The sequence below is a fragment of the Psychrobacter immobilis genome (assembly GCF_904846065.1).
GTDB lineage: Bacteria > Pseudomonadota > Gammaproteobacteria > Pseudomonadales > Moraxellaceae > Psychrobacter > Psychrobacter immobilis_H.
This window is the reverse complement of sequence record NZ_CAJGZV010000001.1, coordinates 1,199,972-1,225,583: the sequence shown is the minus strand read 5'-3', so window position 1 is coordinate 1,225,583 and position 25,612 is coordinate 1,199,972. Positions and strand designations below refer to the sequence as shown.

The following is a 25,612-nucleotide window of genomic DNA, read 5'->3' as shown; positions in this document are numbered from 1 at the left end:
GGCTTACTCAACAAACAAAAAAGATGTCCAGCTGGGCATCTTTTTTATTGTCCCAAAACTATCGCTGGTCAATCGCCAAAATCAGTGCTTATATAGAAGATAATATCGATGAATATTGATTCAGTACGTTCTTTACAGAGGTAATGACAAACGCGTTTTAATTTCTTATTGCCATAAGTTACATTACTGTCATAATATGGACGTAATGATCAATGGATTGATTACTTTGATGTTAGCCCGTTATCTCAGCATGCACATAACATTGACTCGGGTAACCTGCACTCTCTAACCTATGAGCCCCAATAAAATGACCTTTGCTACTACTTTACGCTTCAGCCTATTCGGTGCTGCTATGAGCGCCGCGCTTGGATTAATTGGCTGCTCAAACACGACCGACACTGCTGCAACGACAGATACAAGTGCCGCCGCAGATTCTGACAAGCCTGCCAAGACATTAGCCATCACTCAAATCGTCGAACATCCTTCGTTAGATGCGATGCGTCGCGGCATTATTGATGAGTTGGCAGATAATGGCTATGTTGAAGGCCAAAATCTAACCATTAATTTTCAAAGTGCTCAAGGCAATACAGCGACAGCAGGTCAGATTGCGAAGCAGTTTGCAGGAGACAATCCAGATGCCATCGTGGCAATCTCGACGCCATCAGCTCAGTCTATCGTTGCGTCAACTAAGACGATTCCGGTTATTTATACGGCTATTTCAGACCCTGTCGCGGCAAAGCTCATTAATGAGAACAATACGCCTATCCAATCTAATGTGACAGGACTGTCTAGTGAGCTACCTATCGAGCCGCAACTGGACAATATTCAAAAAATTGCGCCTAATGCAAAAACCATTGGCTATGTTTATAGTCCAGGTGAGGTCAATTCGGTGGTGGTACTCAATCAACTAAAAAAAGCTGCGCCTGCGCGTGGGCTTAAGATATTAGACGTAACCGCCAATCGCCCAACGGATGTGGCGATGGCGACTCGTAGCCTTGCTGGTCGTGTTGATGTGATTTATACCTCACTAGATAATAATGTGGTATCCGCCTTTGAAGCGATGGCAGGTGCTGCCAATGAGCTTGATATTCCTGTCATTGCCTCAGACGAGTTCAGTGTGCGACGTGGTGCAACTGCGGCACTTGGTGTCAATGATTATGACTTTGGTCGTACCACAGGCAAAATGGTGTATCGTGTTTTAAATGGCGAAGCAGTTAGTAGCGTTAAGCCTGAAGTGATGAATACTTTAACCTTATATGCAAGCCCGAAACATGCGGCTGAGCAAGGCTTCAGCCTGACTGATGAGCTGCTAAAAAATGCCATTAATATCGACAAACAAGCGCAGAGTGCGGATAAATAATACGGATAAATAATACGGATAAATAGTTTTGACAAGTAGCACTGAAAAATAACATTTAGCCTTCTATATAGATGGCTCGCTTTACCCTTTATCCATCTATACCTTTTATCTATAAATTAAATAATGTACGGACACATTATTATTTTCAGGAGTGAGACCCATGTTGTATCAAAATCGTTTTGGTCATTTTAACTTTAGTAAAGCACTATTATTAGGTGGCGTTTGTACTGCCATCTTGACTGGCTGTAATCAATCAGCACAAGATACCAGCACCACTGATACAGCTGCGACTGGCGATGCAGCCACGGCTATGAAGACTGTCGCAATCACAGCTATCGTCGAACATCCAGCGCTTGATGACGTCCGTAAGGGCGTTATCGACGAGCTTAATGAAGCAGGCTTTAAGGATGGTGAAAATTTAAAGGTTAATTTCCAAAGCGCACAGGGTAACACTGCCACTGCTGGACAGATTGCTAAGCAATTCGTCGCAGACAATTCAGACGTTATCGTTGCGATTGGTACTCCATCAGCGCAGTCAGTAGCTGCTGCTACTAGCAGTATCCCTTTAGTATTCTCAGCAGTCACTGACCCAGTTGCCGCCAAACTAGTGACCAAACTAGATGGCTCTGGCACCAATGTCACTGGCGGCTCTGATGCCCTGCCTTATGAGCCACAAATTGAATTGATGCGTCAAATCATCCCGAGCCTGAAGAATGTCGGCTATGTTTATAGCCCAGGCGAAGTCAACTCAACGATTATCTTGAAAAACTTAAAAGAAAAACTGACACCACTAGGTATCAATGTACTCGAAGCGCCTGCCCAGCGTAGTACTGATATTGCGATGGCAGCACGTAGCCTCGAAGGTAAGGTCGATATGATCTATACCTCAACCGATAATAACGTCGTATCGGCTTACGAATCACTATATCAAGTCGCTAAAGAGAGCAAAATCCCACTGATTGCGTCTGACACTAGCTCAGTTGAGCGTGGTGCCGTTGCTGCATTGGGCGTGAATTACTACGAGCTTGGTCGCGAAACAGGCAAAATCGTGGTACGTATTTTAAATGGTGAAAAAGCAGGCGCTATTCCTGTCTACACCCCGCAAATGTTGGATCTATACGTTAGTCCAAAGCATGCCAAAGAAGAAGGCATTACTTTGTCACAAGCGGTTATCGATAAAGCAAAAGAAGTGGTAGAATAACGCACTTTTATAGCTAGCTCATTACAGCTATCATAAGGTAGATATCGAGTTTGATGGATTTGGTGTCAGCCGTCATCTACCTTTATGCGATGAGGCTAAATGTTTAACATCAGAAACCCAGCTATGAATCAGTAGGCTGGGCTTCTTATTTAAACCACATTGATTAAATATAAAGTATTTGCGTCATTTCTAAATTTGCCCTTTTTTTAATCAAAGCTTTGAACCTAGGTAGCTTATGATAGCTGTTGATCGTGACATGTTTTGGTTTACCCTAACCGCAGATTGTTTAATCTGTTAAATTCACCGCTTAGTCGTTTAGCTAAAATTGACGTATAGATGAGACAGCGCTGATCTATATCACGCACTCATTCTATGAATCGATATTAGAACGTTAGTTGCTAAACGCTTGGTTATGACTTACTGATCTCTTATGTCTTTAATTGCTTTTTTTGGTGCACTTGAAAGCGGTCTGATTTATGGCCTAGTAGCACTTGGTGTGCTGATCTCATTTCGCACCCTCGACTTCCCCGACTTGACCGCTGACGGTAGTTTTCCACTAGGTGGCGCTGTCGCTGGTATTTCTATCATCGCTGGTGTCAACCCATGGCTTGCCTGTGCTTTTGGTATGTTGGCAGGTTCAGTCGCTGGTATTGTTACGGCATGGCTACACGTCAAACTTGGCATCCTGCAACTACTTGCCAGTATCTTGGTGATGGTCGCACTATATTCTATCAATTTACGGATTATGGGTGCGCCGAACTTGCCATTATTGGGTGAAACCACGGTCTTTAGCACCTTGGTCACTGATGGCAACGGTTATTGGATGCGCTGTCTAATTATTGGTGTCGTGGTGATAGCTGCCATGTTATTTTTAAACTGGTTCTATAGTACCGAAACGGGTCTTTCGATGCGGGCGACGGGTTCCAACCTCCGCATGGCACAGGCGCAAGGCATCAATACCTCATGGATGACCATCATTGGTATGGCGATTTCTAATGGTTTGATTGCTCTAGCAGGTGCATTGTTTGTGCAGACTCAAGGTGGCGCAGATATCTCGATCGGTATTGGTACCATTGTCATCGGTTTGGCAGCGGTCATCATCGGTGAAACCATCATTCCTGCCAAGCGAATTTGGCTGATTACCTTTGCCGTGGTCGTCGGTGCGGTGCTGTACAAGCTATTTATTCAGGTGGCGCTATCGAGCGATACGCTCCGTAGTATTGGTTTTGGTCCGCAAGATTTAAACTTGATTACAGCGCTACTCGTCGTATTTGCCTTGGTATTGCCAAAAGCTAAAAATAAATTTTTAAGTCGTAAAGTTCGGGCTTAATGTCAATGTGCAACCATAAGGAATAATTATTATGATGCAAGCTACAGATTTGCGGTTGACCTTTAATCCTGGAACGCCCATTGAAAACCCTGCCCTACGCGGTATCAATCTCAACATCGCTGATGGTGAATTTGTCACTGTCATCGGTACCAATGGCGCGGGTAAATCAACCTTTTTAAATGCGGTCAGTGGTACCACGCGCGTCGATAGCGGTTCAATCTTATTAAATGGTATCGATGTCACCAAAAAGACCGCGCACCAACGCGCCCATTGGGTGGCTCGTGTCTTCCAAGACCCGATGGCGGGGACTTGTGAAGCATTAACCATCGAAGAAAACATGGCGCTGGCTTATAAGCGCGGCGGCAAACGTGGTTTGAGCTTTGCACTCAACCAAAATAACCGTGATTTATTTCGCGAAAAATTATCAGTATTAAAATTGGGGCTAGAAAATCGTCTGACCGACCGTATGGGTCTGTTATCCGGTGGTCAACGTCAAGCTGTTAGCCTATTGATGGCTTCATTGCAACCTTCCAAAATTTTATTGCTTGATGAGCATACTGCTGCCCTCGACCCTAAGACTGCTGCTTTCGTTTTAGAATTGACCGATAAAATTGTAACGGACAATCAGCTTACAACGATGATGGTTACCCACTCGATGCAGCAGGCATTGGCGCATGGCACCAGAACAGTGATGTTACATCAAGGACAAGTGGTATTAGATGTGGCTGGCGATAAACGTCAAGGCATGACTGTACATGACTTACTTGATATGTTTGAGCAAACTCGCGGCGAAAAAGTCGAAGATGATAGCTTGATATTGAGTTAAATAACTTAGCAAAATTCTTCAACTCTTGAAAAAATAGAACGTCTGTTTAATATCAGGCGTTTTTTTATGACTGCTTTAATTGATACGACTGTCTTAATTTTTAAGCATCAAGCAATACTAACTTTTGAATCAACTCACTGACATGTTGTGACTGCATTTTTTTCATCACTTGTGAGCGATGCACCTCTACCGTGCGGACCGATATATCTAAATGGTTGGCGATATTTTTATTCAGATTGCCTTGCAGTAACTCATTGGCGACCTGCTTTTCTTTATCGGTCAGCTGCGCATAAAGATTTTTAATATCATAAAGCGTGGCGCGTTTTAGAGTGAGGTCTTGCGCACGCGCAAGCGCTTCTTGTAGCCGGCGGCTATTAATCGGTTTTTCCAGATAGTCAGCCGCACCTTGCTTCAGCATATTGACAGCATCAGCAATCTCGCCATTTCCCGTTAGCGCTATCAATGCCATAGGGCTGTCCTGTTGACTAAGGTGCACTTGTAGCGCTTGACCACTCATCTCTGGCATCATCAAATCACTCACAATCACTGCTGGACGATAGATATTGACTTGCTGTAAAAATATCAGAGCACTTGCCCACACTTGGGTCGATAGCCCTAAGCTGCTAATCAAAAAATCACAGGACATGCGCACACTTTCTTCGTCGTCAATGATATGAATGATAAGCGATTCTGGCGTAATGCCTGATAAATCGTCAGACAGATGACTGCTTTCATCTTGCCAGCACGTAGGCTCATTTGAGAGTTGATTAGACGTCATATGTGACCTTATGGCTAAATACATTATTGATATTCATTAGAGTTTTTCGTCATTATTCGCTAAAGATAATGACAGATAAAAAGATATTTGTGCGCCCACCGTGTTTGACAGCTGATAGTTAGCATTGGTTTGTAGCAGTTGGATTTTACCGTTTAAGCTACGTTTAAAGCGGTGCTGCTCGCTGCTCATTACTTGGTAAACTTGCTCAATTTCATGCTCGACATCAATATTGTTTAGCTGCATCATACCGCCCAGCGACTTGCATAAGCGCTGACATATCATCAGTCCTAATCCTAGACCGTCTGTTTTCGTAGACTGGGTAGCATATTGACTGGGTAGGCTCTCTGGTAGGTGCTGCCTATTCAGCTGAGTTTGATCAAAGCCGCCAGCGTCATCGCTTAGATGCAATACCAACCATTGCTTATTATTATACCTCTCTGCCTGACAGCGTAGCATGATATTGGTCGCCCCTTGCTGTGCAGCATTGGTCATGCTATTTATCAGTAACTGATCTAATAATAAATTTGGCAAGGTTAAATGCTGATAATCACTTGCCAGCCAAAAATTGACACCTACTGCTTGCTCACCCAATAATAAGATGCACTGTTGATAGATAGCTGCGATATCGACACGAGTTTCATTCGCTTGCGACCGTCCAGCCCAGCGGCGGATATTAGTCACCACAGCAGCGACGCGTTCTGTTTCATTGACAATCTGCTGTAGAGCATTCTCTGTTGCCGCATTGTCAAGTGGCGTTATGTCGATAGCATTTTTAGACAACCTTGCATGTTGACTGCGTATCAATAATCCTTGCGCATAATTTTGAATGGTTGCCAGCGGCTGATTGATTTCATGAGCGATAGCACCGCTCATCTCACCGATGACCGCAAAGCGCTCTGATTGGTGTAACTGCTGATCATAATCACGGATTAGTCTATTTTGCCGCACTATCTTTTTTTGCCGCCGCCATGCCAGCCAGCTCATCCAAGCATAATTTACTGTCGATATCAGGACAACCAAAATAATCACAGCCATCCATAATCGATGCGCCTTTATCCAGTCGATCATATGCGCGCTCAGCTGCTTTTGGGCGGGATGGCGATTCATCTCATAAAGGATGCGCTCAGCATCGCTACTTGATTCTGCTGGTAACCAGCGCTGCTCTAATTGACGCTTGCCAAATAGATGTTGATTGATCTGGCGCACCAAAGCATCTGGCGCTTGCTCGGTCGCTGCCAGTGTCCAATTTGGATATATTTTCGTTGAAGAGTGGCAGCTGGATACAGTGGCGACTGGATGAATGAGACGGTATTGCTTGTCATTGATTTGACCGCGCCTTGCCATATCCTCCATCAAACAAAGCGGCGTAATGGCAGCGTCTACTTTGCCACTAGCCAAGGCATGCAAAGTGCGCTCTATCGGATAACCGACAAACTGTGTTTGATAGTGATTTGGCGTAATGCCATTTTTCTGTAATAAATGTGCGCCCAATAAATAACCGCCAAATGCGTCAGTGTCGACGGCAGCAATATGACGTTGCTCCAAATCCTGCAAACGATAAATATCACTGTCGGCAGCGACCCATAAAGCACTGGCGACCTCTTCCATCGCACTCGGCTGTTTTAATGGCGTATATTCATTTAGCTTATTAAATTCATTGGCGAGGGTGACTGTCGTCGATAGCTGATTTTGCGATTGTTGCCCATTAATACCCTCAGCATCAAATCCTTGATTGCTAAAAATTTTATCACGAGAACTTTTATCACGAGCGTTTTGCGCATTGCTATTTAATTGAGCCGTCTCTGTTTGTAAGGTAGCCAGCCAGCGCCATCTGATAGTATTCATTTTTATAAACTGCACTTGCGGGCCAAGCACTAGCGCAAACTGCTGTGCTTCTATTTGCTGTTGCCAATTTTCCAGCGCCAAAGGTACCAATATCACGGTGTCATCTGATAACTGATCATTAAGCTCGTCAAGCCACGGCTGCCAGCGATTTTGTGCGGCTGTCTCGCCTTGCGGTGCCAGCACACCCAAATAGTAAGTCTGGGCGGTGGCATTAGATAGCGGCAACCAAGCAGCCCATGCTACCACGGTAATAAAACAAGCCTTTAAGATAGTCCAAATTTTAGACTTTTTATGCATACACCTAGCCTTATATTTGACCTACCAAACGTACATTATAATTAAAAACCTTAATCATAATGTGGTTTTCCACAATATCACAATATTACCCGCTACCCTATACTAGATGACAGTCGTGTAACTTTTAATTCGCTGAGCTTAAGTCACAAATATTCGATTTCAATTTTGATTTCAATAAGAATGATTAATACACCTCATGAAATATGGGTGATGAATTATAAGCTTGGTAAAAATATCTTATGGAGGGCGGGCTTATGAAAAAATGGCCACTGATTATAATAATAGCAGCCATCATCGGGCTGGTGGTTGCCTTTATTATTGGGAAATTACTGCCAAATATGCGCACCAGCAGTAACGATATCGAGGTCAATATCACTGATCCTGCTCTCATCAAGCAGGGCGAATATATCGCTCGCACTGCTGACTGTATTGCGTGTCATACCACGCTCGATGGCGAGACTTATGCAGGCGGTCTGCCTATGCTAACGCCACTTGGGGCAATTTACTCGACCAATATCACACCCGATCAAGAAACTGGCATCGGCAACTACAGTTTCGCCGACTTTAAAAATGCCGTTAAGCATGGGGTACGCAGTGATAATAAAGCCTTATATCCTGCTATGCCGTATCCCTCTTACCAGCTCATGCCAGAAGAAGACTTAGCCGCGATGTACGCCTTCTTTATGTCCGATGTCACAGCCGTCAAGCAAGCCAATCTAAAAAGCGAGCTACCTCCGATAGCAAACTGGCGCTGGCCCTTGGCATACTGGCAGGTCTTATTTGATCGCAAGCGTGACTTTGTCCCTGAGACAGACGACGCACTATTGACTCGTGGTCAATACTTAGTCGAAGGTCCTGGGCACTGCGGCTCTTGTCATACTGGGCGCGGTATTGGCTTTCAAGAAATCGCTCTAAGTAATGCAGATTCTAACAAGTATTTGAGCGGTGCCATCATCGATGGTTGGCGCGCCAAAAGTATCCGCGGTGAGCATCGCGGACTTGGCACTTGGACGGTTGCAGAATTAAATGACTTCTTCAAAACTGGTCGTACTGATACCACTGCTGCCTTTGGTGCCATGGCCGAAGTGGTTGAGCATAGCACCCAGTATATGACCGACTACGACATCAACGCCATGTCATCTTATCTAAAAACATTAACGCCAGCACCAAACAAAGAAGCCACACTGCCTGCGAAAAAAGACATCACTACGCAAAAATTACTAGATGGTGACTATGATTCGCGCGGTTCGATTTTGTACGCCGAATATTGCCAAATTTGTCACCGTGTCGATGGTAAAGGAGTCGCGCGTATTTTCCCAGCGCTTGATGGCAATAGTGCGGTTTATTCTAACAATGCCGATTCGGTCTTACAGATTACCTTGAGCGGTGGTCGTATGCCTGAAACTCCACATGACCGTATGGCATTTACTATGCCTGAATTCAGCAATCTTAGCGATGCAGATGTGGCAGAAGTGGTCAATTATGTCCGCAATAGCTGGACCAACCAAGCGCCTGAAATCGATGTCAATGACGTGGTAAAAATGCGGGCTTTCCTCGCCAAAAAACCAAAAACCAGTACGGATATTGCTCCAGACTTAAGTATTGACGCGCAAACAAAAGGAGCAAAATAATGAAAAAATCTCCACTCAACTTGCCTACTATTGCTCGCGTTATCTCTCAAAAAATGACCATAGGCAACTTAACCACCGCTATCCTTACTGCTTCAGCGCTTAGTATCGCCGCTATCAGTAGTGGTTGCTCGCAGCCCGAGCCTATCGAGCAGAATGCACCTGAGTACGGCTTAGTCACCACTGATGATGCCAACGAAGATATCGGCACTTATGTGCTGCCGCAAGATACGGCTATCTTGGATGAACCAAATGCTGATGAGATATTTTATGGTAAACGCTTATTAAACGAAACTAAGCGCTTACTGCCAGAGCATGTGGGCGCGCAAATGAACTGTAACAGCTGCCATATTTCACAAGGTAAAATTCCACTGGGTGATCCGTACATCAATAGTTATAACTTCTATCCGCGCGTGATGCCACGATCTGGTAAGGAAGTTGATTTAACCAAACGTATTAATGGCTGCTTCCAGCGCTCAATGAATGGCAAACCGTTGAAACCTGAATCCCCTGAAATGCTGGCAATGTTGGCTTATATGAAGTGGCTATCGCAAAACACCCCAAAAGAGCAAAAAGTCGATATCCAAAATACGGGTAAAGTGGATGAATCATTAACCCCAGACCCTGTCCGCGGCGAACAAATTTATAAAGCTCAATGTGCAACTTGTCATGGTGATAATGGCGAAGGCATCAAAGACAGTCGCGGCGATATCGTGTTCCCGCCACTGTGGGGCGATGAATCCTTTAATATCGGTGCTGGTATGGCACGTACTTACAAGGCGGCAGCCTTTGTAAAATACAACATGCCCATGGGTATTCAGACCAAAGGCTTATGGGGTCACGGAAATGTGCTGAGCGATCAAGATGCCGTCGATGTGGCGCACTTCTTTACTCATCAGCCGCGCCCTGACTTTGCTGGTAAGGTCAATGATTGGCCAAATGGTAAAAAACCTAAAGACGCGCGTTACTAATATCTTAAGAAGACGGTATTTATAAAGACTTTACTTAAGAGGACTTCACTTAGCAGACATCATTCTATGCTCGCTTGTGAGTGAGCATTGACACGATAAACCTTTAAGAAAATGCATTTTTCTTAAAGGTTTTTTTGTTATCTATCAAACCCGCGAAAGAGGACGCCATCCGACATTAGGGTGGCGGTGAATTTCGCATCATTTTCAATGTTTAAATTACATAATATGCGCCTGAATCCAGTATAATAATTAATTATTGTAATACTTATAACTCACCACGAGCATTTATGAAAATCAACAAAGCGTATAAATTTAGGCTTGAGCCTAATACGGAGCAAGAGGTTATTTTAAATAATCTTGTCGGCTCTGCACGTTTTGTTTGGAATCAAATGCTGGCAATCTCATTTGAGATGTTTGCTAAAGATGAGTTTATTAATGCCACCAATCTGGTTAATAAAATTATAGATTTAAAAAGTAATCCTGATTTTAACTTCCTAAAAAGCAGCTCAAACGCTGTGTCTTTACAACAAAAAGTACGCGATCTGGCATCGGCTTGGTCGCGGTTCTTTGATCCTAAAGTACATGCCAGATTAAAAGACAATAAAAAGAAACCTCGCAAACCCAAGTTCTTTAAACTGGCTGACGGCACAGAAATCCAGCTACGCTCGTTGATGCCAAGATTTAAGCGCAAATCCGATGGCTGCGACTCAATTCGCTTGGTTCAGTTTGATAAATATTGCCGTGTTGAAGGTAATCGAGTAAAACTGCCTAATGGCATTGGCCTGGTGAAGTTTAGGAAGTCGCAAGACATCATTGGTACAATTAAAAATGTCACCATCAGCAAGAAATCAGGGCACTGGTACGTGTCTTTTGGTACGGAGCGAGAACTGGATGAGAACCCTCGTCACCCTGCCACAAGCGCCATTGGCTTGGACATGGGTATCAGCAAACTACTCACCACTTCAAACGGTCAGTACATCAAACCGAAAAACAGTTTTAAAACCAATCAACTCAAACTTGCCAAATTGCAACGAGGGTTAGCAAAGAAAGTAAAATTCAGTGAAAACTGGAAAAAGCAAAACCGCAAGATTCAAAAGCTACACAGCCACATTGCTAATATTCGCCATGACTACTTGCATAAAGTCACCACCCGCATCAGCAAAAACCACGCCATGATTGCTTGTGAGGATTTAAAGGTCGCTAATATGTCGAAATCAGCCAGCGGGTCGGTGGAGAACAAAGGTCGTCATGTTAAAGCCAAGTCGGGATTAAACAAATCAATCCTAGATCAAGGCTGGGGCATGATGGTTAATATGCTTGAGTACAAACAGCAATGGCGCGGTGGGTTACTGATCAAGGTAAACCCACACTACACCAGTCAAACCTGTTCTCAATGTCAGCATATTGCTAAAGAGAATAGACAAACTCAGTCTAAATTTGAGTGCGTCAAATGTAGGTATGTTGCGAACGCTGATTTTAATGCGGCTCGTAATATATTAGCGGCAGGACATGCCGTTTTGTCTGCGGAGGGAGGATGCAGTAAGGGTCGCCCGTTGAAACAGAAAACAAGCGACCTTCGTGAGAAAGTCGCCTAAGAGCATCTGCTTTTAGAATCCCCCACTTGAGCTTGGCGAAAGTGGTGGGAGTATGTCAAAGTTAATGCTTCTACAAACTTCTCGCTCGTCACTATATAGTTGCTGTATATCAAAGTTCGCTACCGCCATTTACTATGAGGTCTGTCATGCGCAAAATTCCTGTCTACTCCCACCCTGCTGCCGGTTGGCCTGCGCTGATTTCCTCTACTCGTAAGCTGATGGATTATCAGACTTTTTTACGGGGTAGCGTAAGTGTGCTAAAAAGCAACCAACCTAAAGGCGGATTCGACTGTCCGGGCTGCGCTTGGCCTGACCACAAATCACATAAAGCCATCGACGTCTGTGAAAATGGTATCAAAGTCATTGCTAGTGAGACCATGACAAAAAAAGCCGATGCGCAGTTTTTTGCGCGACATAGCGTCACTGAATTACAAGGCTGGTCGGGCTATGAGCTTGAGCATAGTGGTCGTTTATCAGAGCCTGTATATTATGATGCCGCGCAAGACCGCTACTTACCAATCTCTTGGGAAGCTGCTTATCAATGTATCGCTGAGCAGTTAGGACAGCTTGATTCGCCAGATGAGGCGCTATTTTATACCTCAGGCCGTGTGACCAACGAGCCCGCCTTTATGTATCAGCTGTTTGTGCGCTGTTTTGGCACCAATAATTTACCAGATTGCTCCAATATGTGTCACGAACCAACGTCGGTAATGCTCGGTAGACAGTTGGGTATTGGCAAAGCGACCGTGAAATTGGAAGACTTTGAGCAAGCCAAACTGATATTGATGTTTGGACAAAATCCTGCGACCAATCATCCACGCATGCTTGAAATGCTTGCTCATGCTCACGAGCAAGGCTGTCGAATCCTCTCAATCAACCCTATGCGCGAACAAGGCTTACGTAAATTTAGAAATCCGCAAAAGCCCACGCATATGGCAGCTGGTCAAAGTGATGAGATGGTCGATGAGGTCATTCAAATTCAGATCGGCGGCGATGCAGCACTCTTGACCGGTATCGCTAAGTGGCTGACTAAAAACAATAAAATCGATCAAAGCTTTATCGATGAGCATACGTCAGGATATGAGGCACTCGACGCATGGCTGCGCCAACAATCATGGCCTGATGTGGAACGCGGGTCTGGTATCAGTAAAGAGGAAATCATTATTATAGCAAAACTGGTAGCGGCGAGTCCTGCGACCATTTGCACCTGGGGCATGGGCATCACTCAGCACGTCCAAGGCGATGACAATGTAGCGATGATTACCAACCTATTATTATTAATGGGTATGATTGGTATTGATGGCGCAGGCGCGTCTCCCGTCCGTGGTCACTCTAACGTACAGGGCGACCGTACCATGGGCATCCATGAGCGCCCTGCACAAAAGCTACTAGACAGCCTTGAGCGTGTGTTTGAACGTCCGATGCCGCAAGAAAATGGCTTTGATGTGGTCTCTGGTGCAAAAGCATTGATTGCCGGTAAGCTAAAAGTATTTATGAGTATGGGCGGTAATTATGCCGTGGCAGCACCTGATACCAGTGCAATTCAGCAAGCTTTAACCACCACTCAGCTCAATATTTTTGTCGGTACTAAACTTAATGAAACTATGCTGTATCCGGGCGCGAACAATCTTATTCTGCCTTGCTTAGGTCGTACCGAACGTATTATTACTGCCAAAGGTGAGCAATTTGCCACTATCGAAGATTCCATGTGTCAGATTGTACCCACTCGAGGCAACCTGAAACCCGTCAGCGATACGTTGAAATCTGAAGCACAAATTGTGGCAGATATCGCCACTCATTTGCTTGGTGCTGATTCGTCCATTCCTTGGCAAGCAATGAGTGAAGACTTTGACATCGTTCGTGATTATATCGCCCAAGCGATTGACGGTTTTGAAGACTTTAATCAGCGTATTCGCGAAACCGAGCGTGGCTTTCATTTGTACCATTCTGCGCGGCATCGTGTGTGGAATACTGACAGTGGCAAAGCGCAATTTGAAGTACCACAATACCCTATCACCTACGTCGCAGCACAAATGGCAGAGACCTCTTTAGCCTTTCACCATGACAAAAAACCCAATGATAATACTAATAGTGCGCCAAACAATGAACAAAAAATTTGGCAATTGACCAGTGTCCGTAGCCATGACCAATTTAATACCATGATTTTCGGATTTGAAGATCGCTATCGCCAAACCACTCGCCGTGATGTGTTGTTTATGCACCCAGATGAAATGACTCGTTTGGGTTGGCAAGCAGGTGACCGAGTAATGGTATCTCGCCATGCCAGCTCAAATGGTTCAAATAACACAGACGGTACCGCTCAGCCACGCACGCTAGGGCCGTTAGTATTGACTGAGATGGATATCGCCGCTAACGCTGTCGCAACTTATTATCCTGAATGTAATGATTTATTTGATTTAGACACGCATGCACCAGACTCTCACATACCAGCGTATAAATCGACGACCGTTGTTTTGCAACGCGTTGAGGCAAATGCTGTTACGACCGATCATGCATAGTCAGCAACGGGCGAATCATTGAATGATGCATATATTTAAAGGAGATGATAATTTTGGTAATGACCATACGATATAACGAGGTATTATGATTGCCCAAAGTGATACTGAAACTGACGCAAAATATAGCGATAATTTTTCGGTAAACACCCTAACAGATAAGACGTCAGAAACTATAGAGTCATCTGCAACGCCGCTTGCACGTAATCATTGGGCGCAAAAGCATCATTATCCGACAGATAAGTATAACTCTAACAACATTATTGAGACCCGTGTTGCTAAGACTAATATTGCACAGACCCATATGCAGCAAATCAGTATCGACTGCCAATCAGCGAGCTTAGCAGTGGAAGCTGCGGTTGCTATCGTTATCAATGGTATTCACTATGCGGTACTGATGGCAAGCCCTCACCAGCTAGAGTATTTAGCCGTCGGCTTTTTGTCTAGCGAAGGCTTAATTCAGCATAGTCATGAGCTGCTTGATTGGGAAGTTACCCAACTGAATGATATTGCAGATTATCAAAATCTCACGCAAGATTCATTTATAAAGGAACGATTTATAAGAGATGCTACGGATGAAAGTTTAGAATCTGCAGCATTTGAACAAAGCTTATCGTCACTGCAAGATTATGACATTTATGTGGTGGAGCTAGTACTAAACCAGCGTTGTCATCAGCGTATCCAAGCGCAAAAACGTCAGCTAGCAGGGCGTACAGGTTGTGGTATATGCGGCATCACAGGGCTAACACAAGCACTGCCTGACTTGAGTATCTATCGTCAAAACAGACAAAAGGCAGATACACCAAGTCTTGACTGTCTATTAGCAATACGCCAGCAAGTCGATGCGATGCAGCATACTCACCAATTGACTGGTGCCGTACACGCCGCTGCGACGATGTATAATCAGCAGCTATACCTATTCGAAGATGTAGGACGCCATAATGCGCTTGATAAGCTGATCGGTTGGCAACTGCGCAATAAAATAGAGATTAGCTGCGTCCTTATGACCTCGCGCCTATCGATTGAACTGATACAAAAATCGATTCGTGGGCGCATCCCTTGGCTAGTCGGTATGTCTGCACCTACCAGTACCGCAGTGCGTGTCGCTGAGCGTTATGGCTTAGGATTAGCGGGTTTTTTGCGTGATAACAGAGTCACTTACTATTCAAATTATTCAGACCTATAAAGTTTTATGCTCGACTCTCTCATTAAGCGCACTTATTCATAAACTCTCATTTGCAGCGCTTTAATGACAGACATATAACGCTGATTTTTCGATAATAAACGGTCTCCTTTTTAGCTCAAACAAGACCTTTTTAAAACACTATCTATTCCCTATCTCGTTTTATCAAACACACAACGAAATAATAAAGATATTATTTCGTTGTGTGTTTGATAATTATGATGTTTTTTGACGAACCATTCCTAATTTTAAGCTTGATAATAGCTTAATTTGACCTCTTAATACTTTGAATAGCCATTAATTTATGGTCAAATAAGGAGAATTGAGTAGATAATTCGCATTTAGCTAAAAAATAACTTGTAATTTAAATTATATTTGCTAATATAGGCGTCCTTGATTGGCTGGGTGGCAGAGTGGTCATGCAGCGGACTGCAACTCCGTTAACGCCGGTTCGATTCCGACCTCAGCCTCCAATTATTTAGGTTAAAATTTTATTCATATTATATTAATTTTAGCTTGCTTTATTAATATAAATGCTTATAATAGCGACCACTATCTAACAAGTAGAAAGCTTACTTTTAGATAATACAAGTTTTGCCCGGGTGGTGAAATTGGTAGACACAAGGGATTTAAAATCCCTCGCTAGTAATAGCGTGCCGGTTCAAGTCCGGCTCCGGGTACCATTATATTAAAAGGCTTCCAAGCAATTGGAAGCCTTTTTCTTATTGTGCATTTTCTCTTATTAAACTAATTTTTTTCCACTATTTAGACAATTTGCTAGTAATCAACTGCTAGCTTTACTGTTAAACGTCCTTCTCACGTTTAGGGTAATAAGCTATATCAATTGTATATAATCAATAGTTAGCCACATCCTATTATCCCATTCTGAAAAGGCAAACCTTGTGTCGTAATAAAAAATAGATAGAACGATCCTAACATGATAAAAAAAGCAGCCACTTTCATAGTACTTAACGGCCTATTGGTGACACTAGCCAGCGCAAGCATTAATTTGGAATCCGTGAGCATAAATAAACACAGTGCCTGCATAAAGATAGCCTTTAATAATTGCTCATAGATTAAAGGACCGCGAGTTTGTTCAACAAACAGCAGAATCGATATATCTACGATGATCATAGTGAAAAAGGCATGTTTAACAGAGCTATTTAAATACGCATTTCCATTGTGTCGTTGGTAAACTTTGGGTCGCCTAGCTCTTTTCCTTTTTATATAACTCGTGGTAGGTTGAATAGTCATCGGGTTGGTTGCGTTAAAATACCAAATGGTTTCCCACCTTCCTTTAGTCATGTCTGGCATGATGTCTTCTGCTTGAAAATGTTGCAACTCCTGACTGGCAGGTGACCACCAATATCCTGTCTGCGGACAAGGCTGATTTGCCTCACAACGTGAAGATTCCAGTACTACACTACTGCCACCACCACTATCCGCGATACGCTCAACGAGCATCCAAGTAACAGGAGCTCTACCGACAGCGTGTGTCGTATCAGGGTCATAACCGACATTAGCTTCATTTGCTAACATGCCATCCAATAGCACTTGAGCACTGGCATCTGCTCGATTTGGTACATAAATGCCAGCGACAGGGACGACTTCATCTACCTTAACGCTATATTGTTGGTTGAGACTATAGATAGGCCATGATTCAGGCGCATTGAGCGCTCCTCTTGATTCAATGCTATAATTTTCTATTAAGTCGTATAAACACCAACCAAAATAACTGGTTATTCCCATGTTAAAAGCGCATAAGCTTGCCTCTCTTTCCCATTTCTCATAATTCAGCTGTTGCTGCTCTGGCATCCAGTCGGTATCATAATCCATACTGATAGCGCGAAAATCACTCTCAACATTACCACCATATCTTATTGCTATTAAATCGCCATTTAACAGCTCTTGATAGCCAACATTTAAGCTGTCTAGAGTATCACGCAGGTTTGGCAATACCCGCTCGCCCCAGACGATATCAGGTTGTCTGTTAATAGGACGCGTTCGGTAATCAAAGGGCAAATCATTGACGAACAGTTCTAATGCGTATTCAGCAGCTTCTAACATATTCGCAAAGGCATCGCGCATCTCTTTAAAGTAAGCAGGTGAGCTATAGCGCTCTAATAAGTAAATCTCTTGCGGTCTTATGATGTAGTTATTCATTTTTTATTGATTCTCGTACTGTCTAATCGACGTTGGCTAATCAGTTTTCATCTAAGCAATCACCAGCATCACATACAATATAGAGCCAATAAACCAAGTCGCATTAATAGCCATTCCTGAATACCATTTCCGCTTAACGGCTTGATTTTGGTTTGCAAAAGCTGCTTGGCGCTCTGCGGTGACAGGCAGAATATTATATGGGTTGTTTTGCCCATCCCACATGAGCCGACGTTGCACTTCCGGATGTAGAGCAGGATTAGCGCTCGACTGGTATATATTACCCTCGGCTAAATCTAAGTAGCTAACCGTACAAGCGCGCAACCAACCCATAAAAGTCACCTCGTGGCGTAGTCCTGTTAAGCCTTTGTTTTTCTTCTCTTGAGCAATATCAGCACAGGCAAAGAGTGAGGTACTGATGTCTGTCGGACAAGCATGAGCATATCGGGGATCAAGCGGTAGCTCTTCAGCGGGACGTTCCATATAGGTGCGAATAAACGCCCACTGGTCGTAAGGGTTTAGTTGCATGTCTTCAAAGTTAATAGATAAGCTTGGTTCTCTTGTTGACTCATCGATGACATGCAGATTCAGTACTTCATACACCAAACCTTCATTGCGTCTTACGGAGGCTGTGATGTCTTTATAATTAATCAGATGAAAGATAGGGGCTTGCTTACGGTTATGCTCGTAGTAAGCAATCTGCTGGGTATTTTTTAGTAGTAAGATTTTGTGGTATCGAGATTTTTTAGTTTTAAGTTGTTTTAAAGTTAGAAAAGGAGCAGTGAAAAAACTAATGAGGATAAATATTAGACATATAATCGCATAAAGATAGTAGATTAATACTCCTTCCTTTATTACTGAATTGAACATAGCGTAAATTAAGAAAAAAAACTGTCCAAGCAACCATAGTGAGGCATAAGATGCCAATAAAACTAAGTTTTGAATAGAGTTAATAATAGGATGAAATAGCAGATAGTCTGGATTCACATCATGAATAAGTGTACTTATTCTATCAATACTGGCTTTTTTTTCTTGGAAATTACCAATCTCTCCTTCATAAGGGCGACTGAGTATTTTACCGACAGGAGGTATAGGAGGAACAGGTAAGATCATAGTAGCATTCAACTCAAATGTATTGTTTCATCAGATTTTTTAATATTTATTATTATCTAGATAGCTTACGTTTTTTAAGGGGTATGACGGATTGCGGCTACTATCAGGCGTATAAGTAACGATCACTTTTGCCTTGCTAATATTATGGGGTTCAAACTTTAGTAACTGCGTATCAATGATAAAGTGAGTTTCCGACTCTTTTTCAGTCACTTTTTTTGTCACTATCGGTATTAATTTCTCAATGGCTAATGACGTAATATTACTAGCAACGGGTTCATCGCTGGTAGAGTTATAGAATGTCGCTTTATATAGGTTTTGTGCTCTGCCGTTTTTATCAGCGACGACTTCTATCGTCAACTGGCTTGCTTTGTCCCAATTGCCAATGTGAACCTGACTTTCAAATAAGGTCAGATGCTCTCGCACACTGCCGAATACTGGCGGTAGCCTTATTTCACTGGTTGAGTCAACTTTATGCTCTACAGGCATTCTACCTTGAAAGGTTTGCAAACGATTATTGGCTAAGAATAAGGTGCTCGCAGTGATAAAGCCACTAATGTCATCTGCTAAACTGTTAAAAGCGGGCTGTGTCTGAAACGGGTTTATCAGGTAGTAGTCTTGTCCTCGCATAGCTTTATGACCAAACACGCTGTTGTCTAGCCAATACTCTATTAATACGTTTCGTTTATTATCATACTTATAAGCTAAACGCTGAAAGCTATAGATTATTAGTCAATCATCCTAAGCAATCACCAGCATTACATACAGTATTGACCCAATAAACCATGTCGCATTCACGGCGATACCTGAATACCATTTCCGCTTAACGGCTTGATTTTGGTTTGCAAAAGCTGCTTGGCGCTCTGCTGTGACAGGCAAGATGTTATATGGGTTGTTTTGACCATCCCACATAAGCCGACGCTGAACTTCCGGATGTAGTGCAGGATTAGCGCTCGACTGGTATATATTACCCTCAGCGAGATCTAAGTAGCTAACGGTACAGGCTCGTAACCAACCCATAAAAGTCACTTCATGACGCAGCCCTGTTAAGCCCTTGTTTTTCTTCTCTTGGGCGATATCAGCACAAGCAAGGAGCGAAGTACTGATATCGGTGGGACAGGCGTGGGCATATCTTGGGTCAAGCGGTAGCTCATCTGCTGGACGTTCCATATAGGTACGGATAAACGTCCACTGGTCGTAAGGGCTGAGTTGCATGTCTTCAAGGTTGATATTTTGAATGGCTTGGTTAGTGTTAGGGTCAATCACATGCAGGTTTAGGGCTTCAAAGACAACACCCTTGTTACGTCTGACTGAGGCGACAATATCCTTGTAATTAATCAGATGAAAGATAGGGTCTTGTTTGCGATTGTGCTCATAATAAGCAATTTGTTGGGTCTGTTTTAATAATACGACTTTGTTTGAATAAGACTTTTTATTTTTAAATTGCTTGTATGCTATGTACGGTAATAATCCAAACATTAAAAAGTTTAAAATAATAATAAAAAAAGCTAAGAAATAATAAAATATAGACCCATCTTTAATAACTGCCATAACCATAGCTGTCATCAAAAAGAACGACTGCCCAAACAACCAACTAAAACAATAGGCCATTAAAAAGCCAACCAATTGATATGAGTTAATAATGGGATGGAACAGTAGATAATCTGGATTTACCTCATGCACATCACGGCTCAGCTTTTCTATACTCGCTACTTTTTCTCGATACGCAGGTATGCTTTCTTCCCAAGGTCGACTCAGGAGCTTTTCGATAGGATGAGTATTGTTTGGAGGATTATAAATCATTATTTTCTCGTAATCTTTAATACTTGTTGTTATCTAGATAGCCAACGTCTTTTAAAGGATATGGCAGATTGCTGCTAGTATCAGGCGTATAAGTCACAATCACTTTTGCATTATTGATACTATGCGGTTCAAACTTTAATAACTGCGTTCTAATAACAAACTGATCGTCTAACTTCTCTTTTGTCACTATAGGTAGCAATTTCTCAATAGCTAATGACGTAATATTACTAGCAACTGGCTCATCGCTGGTAGAGTTATAGAATGTCGCTTTATATAGGTTTTGTTCTATGCCGTTTTTGTCAGCGATGACTTCTATCGTCAACTGGCTTGCTTTGTCCCAATTGCCAATATGAACCTGACTTTCAAATAAGGTCAAATGCTCTTTTACAATCTCAAGGATTGGCGGAAGTCTTATCTCACTGTTTGTGCTTATTTCGTGCTCCACAGGTACATTACCTTGAAAGGTTTGCAAACGATTATTAGCTAAGAAAAAGGTACAAGCCGTGATAAAGCCACTAATGTCTTGCTCCAAACTATTGAAAGGCGACTTTGACTGAAACGGATTAATTAAATAATAATCTTGTCCTCGCATAGCTTTATGACCAAACACGCTGTTGTCTAACCAGTATTCTATCAATGTATTGTTTTTATCATCAAACTTATAGGCTAGGCGCTGAAAAGTATAGCTTAGAGTCATACCGACAAACATAATCGCTAATAGTGGTAGCGCAGGTAATGCGGCGGCTGGCGATGCTATCGCTAATAAGCCTAGATTAAATCCGGCATAAGCTGAAGCACCTATCGAGACGGCTGAACCTATTGTTAACGCTGAAGATGTTAAATTCCCATCATTAAATTTACGATAGCCATAAATTGCTAAGCTTCCTACCTCAAACGTCGCGCCAACCACACCTAGCCACCCTGCGCGATAGACAAGCCTGTTTGCAAAGCTGGTTCTGCCAAGCACGCTAGCTCCCGATGCTGCCACATCCATACTCGCCGTGACTAATGCAAGTCCAGAGCTGATAGTACCTAATTGCTCTTGCGTTAGCCGTAGCGGGTCGCCTGCGTATTTTAATCTGGCGATCGCTGGTACACTGGCGATCACTGCATTTAACTGGAAATATGCGATAAAAACAGACACGACACCCATACTTCCATTCGCTATTTTTTGGGCACTATTGTGCCATTCAATGCCTTTAGCTGCTAAGTCGCCATTTAACAGCTCTTGATAGCCAATATTAAGACTATCTAAAGTATCACGTAAGTTCGGTAATACGCGCTCGCCCCAAACGATATCAGGTTGTTGGTTTAAGGAGCGCGTACGGTAATCAAAGGGTAAATCGTTGACGAATAGTTCTAGAGCGTATTCAGCAGCGTCTAGCATATTCGCAAAAGCATCGCGCATCTCTTTAAAATAAACGGGTGAACTGTAACGTTCTAATAAATAGATTGCTTGAGGTCTGATGATGTAGTTGTTCATTTTTAGCGGTTCTCGTACTGTTTAATAGAGGTTGGCTGATAAGTTTTTATCTAAGCAATTACCAACATCACATACAATATCGAGCCAATAAACCATGTCGCATTCACGGCGATACCTGAATACCATTTCCGCTTTACCGCTTGGTTTTGGTTTGCAAAAGCGGCTTGACGCTCTGCTGTGACAGGCAGAATGTTATACGGATTGTTTTGCCCATCCCACATAAGCCGTCGCTGAACTTCTGGATGTAGTGCAGGATTGGCACTCGATTGATAGATATTGCCTTCGGCCAAGTCTAAGTAACTGACGGTACAAGCGCGCAACCAACCCATAAAGGTCACTTCATGTTGTAGTCCAGTCAGACCCTTGTCTTTTTTCTCTTGAGCAATATCGGCACAGGCGAGTAGCGATGTGCTGATATCTGTTGGACACGCGTGGGCATATCGTGGGTCAAGCGGTAGCTCTTCAGCGGGACGTTCCATATAGGTGCGAATAAACGCCCACTGATCATAAGGGTTTAGTTGCATGTCTTCACAGTTAATAGATAAGCTTGGTTCTCCTGTTGATTCATCGATGATGTGCAGATTCAGTACTTCATACACCAAACCTTCATTACGCCTTATGGAGGCTGTGATATCTTTATAATTAATCAGATGAAAGATAGGGGCTTGCTTACCGTTATGTTCGTAGTAAGCAATCTGCTGGGTATTTTTTAGTAGTAGAATTTTATGGTATCGAGATTGCTTTCTTTTTAGTTGCTTTAGAGTTAAATATGGTGAAAAGCCAAGCATTGTTAGGAATATTATAAGCATAATAATTGGAAATAAAACTATTAGCTCAAACTCTTCAATAAAAAAATATTTAAGAACTACATATAAAAATAAAAATAAAAACTGTCCAAACAACCATGCACCACAATATGACGCTAAAAGCCATACATTTTGAATAGAGTTAATGATAGGATGAAATAGCAGATAGTCTGGATTCACATCATGAATAAGTGTACTTATTCTATCAATACTGGCTTTTTTTTCTTGGAAATTACCAATCTCTCCTTCATAAGGGCGACTGAGTATTTTACCGACAGGAGGTATAGGAGGAACAGGTAAGATCATAGTTATACAATATGTAGTTAGCAATTTTTGCTAGCTATTATAAGCCACCACTGCCCATACAAATAAGCCAACGTTGATGAGTATGATACATACCCATCTGACATTAACCTCCCAATTTCTACCTTCAAACGCTAGTTTGGCTTCATAAGTTATGGGCTGTATTGGATACGGGTTATCTTGACCGTCCCATGTGAGTAGCTTTTGCACGTCGGGATGCAAGATGGCGCGTTTGGTACATTGGTAATGATTAGCCTGAAATAGATTACCTAAGGCTATTATTGAGCCTATTATAAAGACCATGATTTGACCACCGCCAGAATGATCACTAGGCAGTATGCTGTTTTTACGATAGATAATATCAGCACAAGCAAACAGTGATTTACTAGTGTCAGCTGGGTAAGCTTCGCAGAACTCAGGATTTATCGGTAAGTCATCGGCTTCATTTTCCATATAGGTACGGATAAATGCCCATTGTACACGCGGGTTGACTCTATAATCTTCTAGCTTTAGATGATGGGTGATATCGCCTGTCTCAGGATCAGCGACATACAGATTAAGCGGTGTGTAGGCTCGATTATATGGGTCTTGATGTAAGTCTGGATGCACATCTTTATAGTCGACTATCTTAAGCGCATAAGGCTGTCTAAAATTCCATAATGGACGGTAATAATAAGCTATTTTCTGTTCTTTTTTTAAAAAGTAGTACTGGGTACGAATGAAGCGCTTTCTGATGAGTTGATAGAGAAATAAAATTAGTGGCGTACCAAATACAACAATCCATAAGAAGCTGAATACTATATCAAAAATACTAAATTCACCATCTATAAAGACAACCTCTCCAATATCTTGAAGAAAATAATTACCTAACCAAAATGAAGAAAAATAAACCCAGCCAACAGCAAAATAAAACACCCAGAAGTATGCGGGTAGGAAGGTTAAGTAATCAGGATTAACATCATGAATTTCTTTGTTAAGATGTTCAATCTCTTCAGTGCTCTTTAATAAGCTTTTGTCTATACTGGCGGTATAAGGACGGTCAATAGGATTGTGAAGCTTACTAAGGTGGGTAGCGAAATCATCGCGTAGTTGCATGTTATTATCCCTAATTACTTTTATCTAAGCAATCACATACAGTAATAAAAAGGTAGCCAATGATTTATTAAGACAACCACCCCAAACCAATCACATACCAGAGTTTATCGACCATGCTCGGATAGTCACCATGTGGTCTTGCCGCGCCTATCATGTCTATAATAAATGCACCGATAAACAGCATGATAATAGTAGCAATAATAATACCTACACTGTAAACAATGGTCTTCCAAATAGGCTGGTTATTCTGTTCAAGGTTGCCCTCTGGTAAATGTTTGTTTAAATCATAAGGGTCATTGGGATCAATCTGACATTCCGCTTCAATAGCTTTGCTAAACTGATGGCGGTAGCTGGTCAGCATTGAGATCACACGGCCAACATAACGCAGAGCTAATAAAGGTAGAATAACTATTGTCACTGGGTAAAACCTAAAAGTTCGTTCAGGGTACTCCATGTTTTCGTGAGAGTAATGTACTACGTTCAATATCAAACGCTTAAATGACATCAGCGGGGTTTCACGTTTCTTATGTATGGGATAGATGTAACGTATGGCCTCTTTGACTTCTTTTAGTTGCTGATCGTCACCTTCCATATAACGACGGATAAACTCAAAATAACTGATTAAACTTTTATCAAAGACATTGTTTTGAAAGGCAAGTGCAAACATACCCGTAATGGTTTCGCCGTTTTTATCAAAGGTCACGGCTCTGATGTCTCTATCTTCATTGATATAGGCAATAAAAAAAGTTAAGTCATCCCAGTTATATACTTCTACTTTACGATTGTATTGACGGACATAGACCTTACGGGTTTTACGATTAAAACGGATGGGATAATGCCATGTGGTAAATAGTTCGGTTGAGAGCACATTGATTAATGGAGCGAAGAATAGAATCATAGAAAAAGCGAGAATAAGACCAATACTAAGAAATACGATGTCAAAATCTATTGTGGATTTTACAATCAGATAGAGGATACCATTACTCACAGATAGCCCCACAAACCCTAAACATAATCCCCATCCTACCGCATCACCACGTCGTCTTTCATTGCGCCCTGTAGTCTCAAGATAAGTCGAGTTAAACTGTACCACCGTTTGTTGAGGGTGCAATGGCACATCATAGTTTTTATATTTATCCAAAGGCACTGTCTCATGGATGCCTTTAACGTCTACAAGCTTCTGCCCTACCGCTTGATAACCTGGGGTCAAAAATGGCGGTTTCTTTGTCAGTCGAAACCGCCCTTCCATGTCTACAACGAATCCACTCATTTTTAGTTGTCCTTAATGTCGTGGCAGTTTGAGCAGACTCTTATCAAGTACA

19 protein-coding genes and 2 tRNA genes are annotated in these 25,612 nt (G+C 42.5%); 11 read left to right on the top strand and 10 right to left on the bottom strand.

The features are described 5' to 3' along the window. The first annotated feature begins 307 nt into the window (after positions 1 to 307). The 4 genes from JMW64_RS05175 to JMW64_RS05160 all read left to right on the top strand — a co-directional run bounded on the left by JMW64_RS05175 (position 308) and on the right by JMW64_RS05160 (position 4,717). Positions 308 to 1,360, top strand: a complete 1,053-nt coding sequence (locus JMW64_RS05175; protein ID WP_193009397.1) for an ABC transporter substrate-binding protein — start codon at positions 308 to 310, stop codon at positions 1,358 to 1,360. A 160-nt stretch (positions 1,361 to 1,520) separates the two neighbouring features. After that, positions 1,521 to 2,561 (top strand): ABC transporter substrate-binding protein, encoded by a 1,041-nt coding sequence (locus JMW64_RS05170; protein ID WP_087815043.1) that lies wholly within the window; start codon positions 1,521 to 1,523, stop codon positions 2,559 to 2,561. 430 nt (positions 2,562 to 2,991) lie between these two features. After that, the gene (locus JMW64_RS05165) at positions 2,992 to 3,891 is read left to right on the top strand and encodes an ABC transporter permease (protein ID WP_045446789.1); all 900 of its coding nucleotides are present in this window, start codon (positions 2,992 to 2,994) and stop codon (positions 3,889 to 3,891) included. A 31-nt stretch (positions 3,892 to 3,922) separates the two neighbouring features. After that, a complete protein-coding gene (locus JMW64_RS05160) occupies positions 3,923 to 4,717 on the top strand; it encodes an ABC transporter ATP-binding protein (RefSeq protein ID WP_045446787.1) in 795 nt (264 codons plus the stop codon). A gap of 100 nt (positions 4,718 to 4,817) precedes the next feature. Here JMW64_RS05160 and JMW64_RS05155 read toward each other — a convergent pair whose 3' ends face one another. Next, complete coding sequence (locus JMW64_RS05155; protein ID WP_176393072.1) at positions 4,818 to 5,495, bottom strand: response regulator transcription factor; 678 nt, start codon at positions 5,493 to 5,495, stop codon at positions 4,818 to 4,820. A 36-nt stretch (positions 5,496 to 5,531) separates the two neighbouring features. Next, positions 5,532 to 7,637 carry a PhnD/SsuA/transferrin family substrate-binding protein gene (locus JMW64_RS05150; RefSeq protein ID WP_087815045.1) on the bottom strand — a complete coding sequence of 702 codons (2,106 nt, stop codon included), beginning with the start codon at positions 7,635 to 7,637 and terminating at the stop codon, positions 5,532 to 5,534. Between the two features lie 254 nt (positions 7,638 to 7,891). On the opposite strand from JMW64_RS05150, the gene JMW64_RS05145 reads away from it, so the two are divergent. From JMW64_RS05145 to JMW64_RS05115, 7 genes are all read left to right on the top strand, one after another. Further along, positions 7,892 to 9,268 carry a cytochrome c gene (locus JMW64_RS05145; RefSeq protein WP_227675911.1) on the top strand — a complete coding sequence of 459 codons (1,377 nt, stop codon included), beginning with the start codon at positions 7,892 to 7,894 and terminating at the stop codon, positions 9,266 to 9,268. Continuing rightward, positions 9,268 to 10,236, top strand: coding sequence for a c-type cytochrome (locus JMW64_RS05140; RefSeq protein ID WP_226950204.1), 969 nt, complete (start codon positions 9,268 to 9,270; stop codon positions 10,234 to 10,236). Before JMW64_RS05145 ends, JMW64_RS05140 begins: the two co-directional genes overlap by 1 nt. Before the next feature lie 287 nt (positions 10,237 to 10,523). Beyond that, positions 10,524 to 11,831, top strand: a complete 1,308-nt coding sequence (locus tag JMW64_RS05135) for an RNA-guided endonuclease InsQ/TnpB family protein (protein ID WP_087815047.1) — start codon at positions 10,524 to 10,526, stop codon at positions 11,829 to 11,831. Positions 11,832 to 11,977: 146 nt separating this feature from the next. After that, entirely contained in the window at positions 11,978 to 14,350 is a 2,373-nt protein-coding gene (locus JMW64_RS05130; RefSeq protein WP_201553653.1) for an FdhF/YdeP family oxidoreductase, read from the top strand. Positions 14,351 to 14,435: 85 nt separating this feature from the next. Beyond that, complete coding sequence (locus tag JMW64_RS05125) at positions 14,436 to 15,533, top strand: formate dehydrogenase accessory sulfurtransferase FdhD (protein WP_193009401.1); 1,098 nt, start codon at positions 14,436 to 14,438, stop codon at positions 15,531 to 15,533. A gap of 396 nt (positions 15,534 to 15,929) precedes the next feature. Further along, positions 15,930 to 16,003 (top strand) — tRNA-Cys (locus JMW64_RS05120). Positions 16,004 to 16,126: 123 nt separating this feature from the next. Beyond that, a tRNA-Leu gene (locus tag JMW64_RS05115) sits at positions 16,127 to 16,213 on the top strand. Positions 16,214 to 16,391: 178 nt separating this feature from the next. On the opposite strand, the gene JMW64_RS05110 is transcribed toward JMW64_RS05115, so the two are convergent. The 8 genes from JMW64_RS05110 to JMW64_RS05075 form a co-directional block, all read right to left on the bottom strand. Further along, entirely contained in the window at positions 16,392 to 17,693 is a 1,302-nt protein-coding gene (locus tag JMW64_RS05110) for a hypothetical protein (protein WP_201553652.1), read from the bottom strand. Between the two features lie 51 nt (positions 17,694 to 17,744). Then, complete coding sequence (locus JMW64_RS05105; RefSeq protein ID WP_201553651.1) at positions 17,745 to 18,803, bottom strand: hypothetical protein; 1,059 nt, start codon at positions 18,801 to 18,803, stop codon at positions 17,745 to 17,747. Positions 18,804 to 18,842: 39 nt separating this feature from the next. Next, positions 18,843 to 19,430, bottom strand: a complete 588-nt coding sequence (locus JMW64_RS05100; RefSeq protein ID WP_201553650.1) for a hypothetical protein — start codon at positions 19,428 to 19,430, stop codon at positions 18,843 to 18,845. A 111-nt stretch (positions 19,431 to 19,541) separates the two neighbouring features. Continuing rightward, positions 19,542 to 20,603 carry a DUF6708 domain-containing protein gene (locus JMW64_RS05095; protein ID WP_201553649.1) on the bottom strand — a complete coding sequence of 354 codons (1,062 nt, stop codon included), beginning with the start codon at positions 20,601 to 20,603 and terminating at the stop codon, positions 19,542 to 19,544. 16 nt (positions 20,604 to 20,619) lie between these two features. Next, entirely contained in the window at positions 20,620 to 22,086 is a 1,467-nt protein-coding gene (locus JMW64_RS05090; protein ID WP_201553648.1) for a hypothetical protein, read from the bottom strand. 50 nt (positions 22,087 to 22,136) lie between these two features. Then, positions 22,137 to 23,198, bottom strand: a complete 1,062-nt coding sequence (locus JMW64_RS05085; RefSeq protein ID WP_201553647.1) for a hypothetical protein — start codon at positions 23,196 to 23,198, stop codon at positions 22,137 to 22,139. 30 nt (positions 23,199 to 23,228) lie between these two features. Beyond that, a complete protein-coding gene (locus JMW64_RS05080; RefSeq protein ID WP_201553646.1) occupies positions 23,229 to 24,290 on the bottom strand; it encodes a hypothetical protein in 1,062 nt (353 codons plus the stop codon). Between the two features lie 67 nt (positions 24,291 to 24,357). Beyond that, positions 24,358 to 25,560 carry a DUF6708 domain-containing protein gene (locus tag JMW64_RS05075; RefSeq protein ID WP_201553645.1) on the bottom strand — a complete coding sequence of 401 codons (1,203 nt, stop codon included), beginning with the start codon at positions 25,558 to 25,560 and terminating at the stop codon, positions 24,358 to 24,360. Between the last annotated feature and the right edge of the window lie 52 nt (positions 25,561 to 25,612).